Origin of the sequence: Hominimerdicola alba 8 (assembly GCF_000178155.2) — a bacterium.
Lineage (GTDB): Bacteria > Bacillota > Clostridia > Oscillospirales > Ruminococcaceae > Hominimerdicola > Hominimerdicola alba_C.
This window is the reverse complement of sequence record NZ_ADKM02000069.1, coordinates 49,752-56,641: the sequence shown is the minus strand read 5'-3', so window position 1 is coordinate 56,641 and position 6,890 is coordinate 49,752. Positions and strand designations below refer to the sequence as shown.

The following is a 6,890-nucleotide window of genomic DNA, read 5'->3' as shown; positions in this document are numbered from 1 at the left end:
TCCTTGCCGTCACATACCACCATAGTTCCGCATCCATAAACGAATCCGTTAAATCCCAGCGAAGTTATATCTTCGTTTACATTTACGTCAGGTCGCCCTGTGTTAACAAAAAGCAGATTACCCGCTTTTTTAGCCTTTTCAAGGGCTGTTATTGTGCTTTCCGGGACTTTAGCGCCCTTTTTTTCGGGGATAAGCGTCCCATCGATATCAAAAAACATTATCTTATTCATTTTACATTCCTTACGAAAATTTTTAGAAAAGCTCATCAAGCAGAAGATAGTATCTGAGCTTTTTCTCGTCCTTTTTTATACCCAATTCAATAAATAATCTGTCGGGATCAACGCCTTCATATCTGCCGTAAGTGCCGTCAACATTGTGTTTCAGGCTCCTGTAGCAGAGTGATATATCACGCCACTTGTCAGCAATTCCTGCATCGCCCAGATCAATATAGCCCGAAAAACTTTCGCCCGAAAGAAAAATATTTGGCAGACAGAAGTCGCCGTGACTCAGTACATACTCTTCCTGCGGACGATTTTCTATCAGCCATCTGAATAGTTCGTGTGGGCTTGAAAAGCCTTCTTTTCGCATAAACTGCGTTGTTTCAAGGATATCAAGTCTTGGTTCTATCTCTGATAGTTCAACATCAAGTGTGCGTTTTCTGGGACAGGTTGTTATGTCTGCCGACCATAAACGTTTAAGTGCATCAGCCAAAAGTGGTATGAGAAGTTCGGGGGCTGTCAGATAGATCGGGTCGCAAGCCATTCTGCCCTTGATCTTGGTCATCAGCAGATAGCTTTTGTTCGCTGAAACGCCGTGATACAGCACTTTTGGTACAGGCATACGACCGTCCAGCCATTTCAGCATTTTGACTTCCTCGCTGAAACATTCTGCCGATGGCTGTATTTTCAGCACCGCATTGTTGCTTTCCAGCACTTGACTGCCTGACATGCCTGTGCTGTTTATACAAAAATCCTGACCTTTTATCAGCAAAAGCAACTCTTTCGGGTAATTTTCTGTTTTCATTTTATCTTCTTTCTTAAATTATTTTCATTTTGTTTTTTCTCTATGATGATAGTATATCATATTATTTCGGTCTTTTCAAGGGCTTTGGCGGTTGACTTGTCTTAACAAGAAATGAAATTGTTCAGTTTGTCAATTGGTCAAAACAATTTACTTCGGTTTATGTAAATTGATACAAAGTGTAAACTAAACTGTTGACATTTGACTTGCTCTGTGTTATTATGAATATAGTAAATAAGATTTTATTTTAACAAAAATTTATGGGGGGATGCAGAATGAAGATCAACGAGAATTTCAAGAAATTATCCGCTTTTGCAGTTGTTTTTGCCGGTCTTTGCAGTTTTTTCCTTTTCTGCTTTTGCTGAACCCTTAGCGCCTGTGCTTGATGATGACGCTGTTACCGAGTGTGTGACCAGTGAAGAACCTCAGCCTGAGATACCTGATGATGCTGATAAGCAGATAAGCGCTCCTGTCTGGGCTGATGTTAATGGTGATGATAAGTTTAATGTTACTGATCTTTCTCTTGTTTGCGCACATGTAAAAGGCATCAAGTCCCTTGATGATCCCTCTGCTGCTGATGTCAGCGGTGATGGCAAAGTCAATGTCATTGATGTCGTAAAGATTGCTTTTGCTGTCAAAAGACAGATCATCTGATTTTACAAATTTTGCAAATTAGTCCCCGGAATACTGGGGGCTTTTTTATTTGCCAAAATTTCAAGCGCGATTATTGACTGTTTTATATACAACAAAAATTGCAGCCTGTGGAGATATTCCTCAGACTGCAATTGTTTTTTATTCGTATCTCAGTGCGTCTATCGGGTTCATGTTGCCTGCGCGTTTTGCGGGGTAGTAACCAAAGATAAGTCCTGTCAGCATCGAGAATGCCAGCGAAATTATTATCGCTGGTATTGACGGCTGAACCGTCAGGATTATGTACTCGGCATACTCTGCCGCAAATGTTTGCAGTGCCATAGATGCTATCTTGCTTATCAGCACGCCGTTTACTATGCCGATGATAACGCCTATCGTACCGCCTGTCAGACAGATTATTATTGCTTCGATGACGAACTGACTGCGTATATCCGTGTTCAGTGCGCCCAACGCCTTGCGCACACCGATCTCACGGGTACGTTCAAGTATGCTTACCAGCATGATGTTCATTACGCCGACACCGCCGACTATCAGCGAGATCGCAGCAATTATTGATATTGCGATGGTGACCACATTCAGCACCGTGTTTATCATTTTCAGATCATCTTCACTGTCATAAATTTCAATTCCCCACTGCTCGTTTTTCTCGTAAATAGGGTCAAAGTAGTCTTTTATATAAGCCTTAGCCTGTTCTTTGCTGCATTCATTTGTCCAGCCTATCTCAGCAGAATTAAGTATCGTTTCCTTAGCGGTCAGGCTCTTTTCTTTCAGCATGGTGTTGTAAGGCATAAATATGTATGTTTTGATGCTCAGTTTATCCTGCTCATTTCTTGCACGATTTATACCCAGCTCGTTTTTCTCAAGATCGGTGTATTCCATTACGCCGACTATGGTCAGTTTTAGGTTTCTGCCTGCATTGCTTCCTGAAAGAGTGTTGTACTTGATGGTCTTGCCGATGACATTTTCCGTTGTGCCGAAGTACTGTTCGCAGAAGAACTCAGATACCAGACAGGTGTTTTTCTGTTTCATCATGTCTTCCTTGCTGATCGCTCTGCCTTGTACTATCTGTTTTTTGAACTGGTCGAAATAGTCATCTGAAACGCCCAGCATCCCTGCTTGTACAGGGTCGCCGTTAAGGTTGACCGTTTCAACAGCGCCATACATGTCGTTGCAGCTGTATGTCAATTCATTGGGGTGCAGGTTTATAAGTTCCTGTATCTGTTCAAGTGTCATCTGCTCATTCTCAGGCAGATCTTCCCACTCGCCTTCATACTCTTCTCTGACCTCCGGGTAGATTATCAGTTTGCTTGGTCCCAGCTGGTTGAAAGTATTGGTCAGCGTGTTGGAGATCGAATTACCGATGGTTGTAATGGTGATGACCGCGCTGATACCGATTATGATACCCAGCATTGTCAGGAAAGACCTCATTTTGTTGATAGCCAGCGAGGAGAACGCCATTTTTATGCTCTCTGTAAAGTTCATTCGCTGCCCACCTCCCTTGTCTGGTCGGCAACTATCCGACCATCGCTGATGGTCAGCATGCGCTCTGTTTCACTGGCGAGTTCAGGGCTGTGGGTTATCAGCACGATGGTCTTGCCCTGCTTTTCATGCAGTTCATGGAAAAGATCCATGACCATTCTGCCTGTTTTGGTGTCCAGCGCACCTGTCGGCTCGTCTGCCAGTATGATAGACGGATCATTCGCCATTGCCCTTGCGATAGCTACACGCTGTTTTTGTCCGCCTGAAAGCCTTGATGGGTCATGGGTGTAACGGTCGCTCATGCCGACAAGATCTATCAGTTCCAACGCACGTTCGGTGCGTTTTTTCTGAGGAATGCCCGCGTACATCATCGGCATCTCCACATTTTTCAGCGCTGTTATTTTGGGTATCAGGTTGAAGTTCTGGAAAACGAACCCGATCTCCTTGTTCCTTATGCGGGAAAGCTGTTTATCGTCAAAAACCTTTGTGGACTTGCCATTGAGAAGATATTCGCCCTCAGTCTGGCGGTCGAGCAGACCTATGATGTTCATAAGCGTACTTTTGCCCGAACCCGATGCGCCGACGATCGAAACGAACTCTCCCTCGTAGATATCCAGTCCGATATCGAAAAGTATCTGTAGTTCGTTAGGTTCACCGACATAATACTTCTTGGTGATGGCGTCCATATGGATAACAGGATCACTTCTTCTCTTCATTTACCTGTATCCTCGCTCCCTCTTCTACGGGGTCAAGACCATCTTCGCTCGGCTGTTCAACGATAAGATCGCCGCTTTTCACTTCGCCGCCTGTCACTTCCACGTAAAAGTCTGCTTCTTCGCCTGTAACTACCTTCTTCTTGCTGACTTCATAGCCGCCCTTTTCATCGTCAGCTTCGGTGGCAACGAACACATATTTGCTGCCGTCTTCTTCTTCGATGATGCCTGTATAGGGGATACTAAGTTTTTCACCGATATCCTTGATGACCACATCTACAGTGGCGCTCATGCCTATCAGCAGTTTGTCATTTGGCTGGTCGAGAGTTACTTCGACCTTATAGCCGCTGGTAGGTTCTGCGGCAGTCGTATCTGTGGAAACCACGTTGACGATACGGGTTATCTTAGCAGGGAATTCTTCATCGGGCAGTACCTTTGAAGTGACTATAGCGCGCATGCCCTCGCTTATTTTGGTTATATCCGTTTCCCTGACGGTCAGTTCGATAACAGTCTGGTCGGTATTTACGATTGTCATGAGTGTGGGCGCGCTCGGCAGACTTCCCTCATTGACATTCAGCACAGTGATGATGCCGCTCTGTGGGGCATAAACTTCGCACTGGTCTATCTGTTCCTGTATCTTATCCATCTGCTTCTGTATACTATCGGTGCTGTCATACGCCTCAGCATCGATGATATCCTGTATGCCCTGTATCGTGTCATCATACTGGGCTGAGGTGTCATTGTACGCTTCCTGAGCGGCTGTCACAGCATCATCAAGAGTTGTAAGAGTTGGTTTCATCTGTTCAAGTGTGGCATTTACGGTGTCATAATCGTATAACTCGTCACCCGCATCTATTGCCGCGTTAAACTCACCGACCAGCTTATTGTACTTTTCGTAAGCATCGTCCCTTTCCTTTATAGCCTTGTCGATCGCACGCTGTGCGCGGTCAAGGGCTGTCTGCTTTTTGTTTTTGGCAGACTCAAGGTCGCGGGCGTTCTTGTCATGTCCCGACTGAGTTTTCTTGTCGCTGTTATCCAGCTGTTTCTTGAGGTCGTCGTACTCCTCCTTAAGTTCGGTGCTGTCAAAAACGCAGAGCAGGTCGCCCTCTTTGACAACATCGCCCAGACTCACCTTTACCTCACTGACCGTCGCACTCAGTTTTGTGGTAACATCGACTGTTCCGTTGCCGATGACCGAACCTGTGGTCGAGATAGTTTCCGAAAGGTCGTTCTGACCTGCGGGTACAACAGTGTACCTCATGTTTGCTTTCATGGCTTCGTTCGCGGATTTAGCCATGTTCGAGATGCCGTAAGCGCCTCCGCCAACGACAAGCAGTGCTACCAAAGGTATAATGATAGCTTTTTTCTTTACTGCCATTTTTTTGCCTCCTTTAAAATATTTGGAATTACTGTGTTAAAAATCTTTATCTACACAGTTAAAATAATTATAACATTTAATATAACACACGTCAAGTCTGATAAATAGAACAATACAAATTTCGTTATATTAAACAAAATGTCGTGCAGAATTACTCTGCACGACATGCAAATGATTGTTTTAGACATTGAATTTGAACAAAACGATATCTCCGTCCTGCATTACGTACTCCTTGCCTTCCTGACGAGCCAGTCCCTTTTCGCGGACAGCTGCCATAGAGCCGTACTGCATCAGGTCATCAAAGCTGACGACCTCAGCGCGTATAAATCCGCGTTCAAAGTCAGAATGTATCTTGCCCGCAGCCTGCGGTGCTTTGGTACCCTTTGTGATAGTCCATGCGCGCACTTCGGGTTCGCCTGCGGTAAGGAAAGATATCAGACCCAGCAGTGAATAACCCTCTTTGATGATGCGGTCAAGTCCGCTGGTTTCAAGACCCAGATCAGCGAGGAACATAGCTTTGTCCTCAGCGTCCATATCTGATATCTCAGCCTCGATCTGCGCACAGATGGGCAGCACAGCAGCCTTTTCAGCAGCCGCTATCTCGCAGACTTTCTTGTAGTTTGCGTTGTTTTCAATGTTGTTGCGGAAGTCGTCCTCGCTGAGATTTGCGGCGTAAATAACGGGTTTAAGCGACAGCAGGGGAGTTTCTTTCAGCAGTTCGGCTTCATCTTCGGTCATGTCAAAGCTGCGTGCTGAGTGACCATCTTCCAGATGTGCTTTCAGCTTCTCCAGAAATTCGACCACGCTGCCAAGGCTTTTGTCACCTTTCATTGCCTTTTTGGTGCGGTCGATGCGGCGTTCCAGCAGTTCGACATCAGAGAAGATAAGTTCAAGGTCGATGGTTTCGATATCTCGTGCGGGATCAATGGAACCGTCAACATGGATTATGTTGTCATCCTCAAAGCAGCGCACAACATGAACGATAGCGTCCACCTCACGGATATTTGCGAGGAACTTATTGCCAAGACCCTCACCCTTTGAAGCACCCTTGACCAGACCTGCAATGTCAACAAATTCCAGTGTTGCGGGGGTGAATTTTACAGGGTGATACATCTCAGCCAGCGCATCAAGGCGCTTATCAGGCACCGAAACGATGCCGACATTCGGCTCGATGGTGCAGAAAGGGTAGTTTGCTGACTCTGCGCCTGCATTTGTCAGCGCATTGAAAAGTGTAGATTTGCCAACATTTGGCAGTCCTACCATACCTAATTTCATTTATTTACTCTCCTTTGGAAATTATTATGCGAGTTCACCGCAATTATTGACTACATATTTTCATAGTCAGCATCTTCGATAGCGCAGCATTCCTTGTCCTCTGCATTGCTTATCTCGTTGCAGCTTGCGATCTGAATGCCCTTCTTGATGGGTGCGAATAAGAATCCAACGCAAACGCCCAGCAGGAAAAGCGCAAAACCTTTCCAGAAGTAGCCTACAGCCGGTGTTCCGATCTCATTGGAGTAGATGGTCTTCAGTGTGTCTTTCATGGTAAAACCTCCTGTTTTTTATTATTTAAACTTTTATCCGTAAGCAGACAGACCATTATAGATATTGAATAGCTGTCTGCTAAAATGTACAATAGTGTTCAGTCA

General features: G+C 45.2%; 8 protein-coding genes. 1 reads left to right on the top strand and 7 read right to left on the bottom strand.

The genetic code is table 11. The annotated features are described in order from the left end of the window. On the bottom strand, positions 1-230 hold a 230-nt coding region (locus tag CUS_RS07430), incomplete at its 3' end, for an HAD hydrolase family protein (protein ID WP_002849002.1). A 22-nt stretch (positions 231-252) separates the two neighbouring features. Further along, on the bottom strand, positions 253-1,023 hold the full coding sequence (locus tag CUS_RS07425) for an APH(3') family aminoglycoside O-phosphotransferase (protein ID WP_002849008.1): 771 nt from the start codon (positions 1,021-1,023) through the stop codon (positions 253-255). Positions 1,024-1,344: 321 nt separating this feature from the next. Between CUS_RS07425 and CUS_RS07420 the strand changes: the two genes are divergently transcribed. Further along, the gene (locus CUS_RS07420; protein ID WP_002848997.1) at positions 1,345-1,674 is read left to right on the top strand and encodes a dockerin type I repeat-containing protein; all 330 of its coding nucleotides are present in this window, start codon (positions 1,345-1,347) and stop codon (positions 1,672-1,674) included. Positions 1,675-1,812: 138 nt separating this feature from the next. On the opposite strand, the gene CUS_RS19770 is transcribed toward CUS_RS07420, so the two are convergent. From CUS_RS19770 to CUS_RS07395, 5 genes are all read right to left on the bottom strand, one after another. Further along, positions 1,813-3,153, bottom strand: a complete 1,341-nt coding sequence (locus tag CUS_RS19770) for an ABC transporter permease (RefSeq protein ID WP_002848926.1) — start codon at positions 3,151-3,153, stop codon at positions 1,813-1,815. Further along, complete coding sequence (locus tag CUS_RS07410) at positions 3,150-3,866, bottom strand: ABC transporter ATP-binding protein (RefSeq protein ID WP_002848933.1); 717 nt, start codon at positions 3,864-3,866, stop codon at positions 3,150-3,152. The genes CUS_RS19770 and CUS_RS07410 overlap by 4 nt, the downstream gene beginning before the upstream one ends. Beyond that, positions 3,850-5,241 carry an efflux RND transporter periplasmic adaptor subunit gene (locus tag CUS_RS07405; RefSeq protein WP_002848989.1) on the bottom strand — a complete coding sequence of 464 codons (1,392 nt, stop codon included), beginning with the start codon at positions 5,239-5,241 and terminating at the stop codon, positions 3,850-3,852. The genes CUS_RS07410 and CUS_RS07405 overlap by 17 nt, the downstream gene beginning before the upstream one ends. Before the next feature lie 180 nt (positions 5,242-5,421). Next, entirely contained in the window at positions 5,422-6,516 is a 1,095-nt protein-coding gene (gene ychF, locus CUS_RS07400; RefSeq protein WP_002848977.1) for a redox-regulated ATPase YchF, read from the bottom strand. Between the two features lie 50 nt (positions 6,517-6,566). Next, the gene (locus CUS_RS07395; RefSeq protein WP_002848913.1) at positions 6,567-6,785 is read right to left on the bottom strand and encodes a hypothetical protein; all 219 of its coding nucleotides are present in this window, start codon (positions 6,783-6,785) and stop codon (positions 6,567-6,569) included. Between the last annotated feature and the right edge of the window lie 105 nt (positions 6,786-6,890).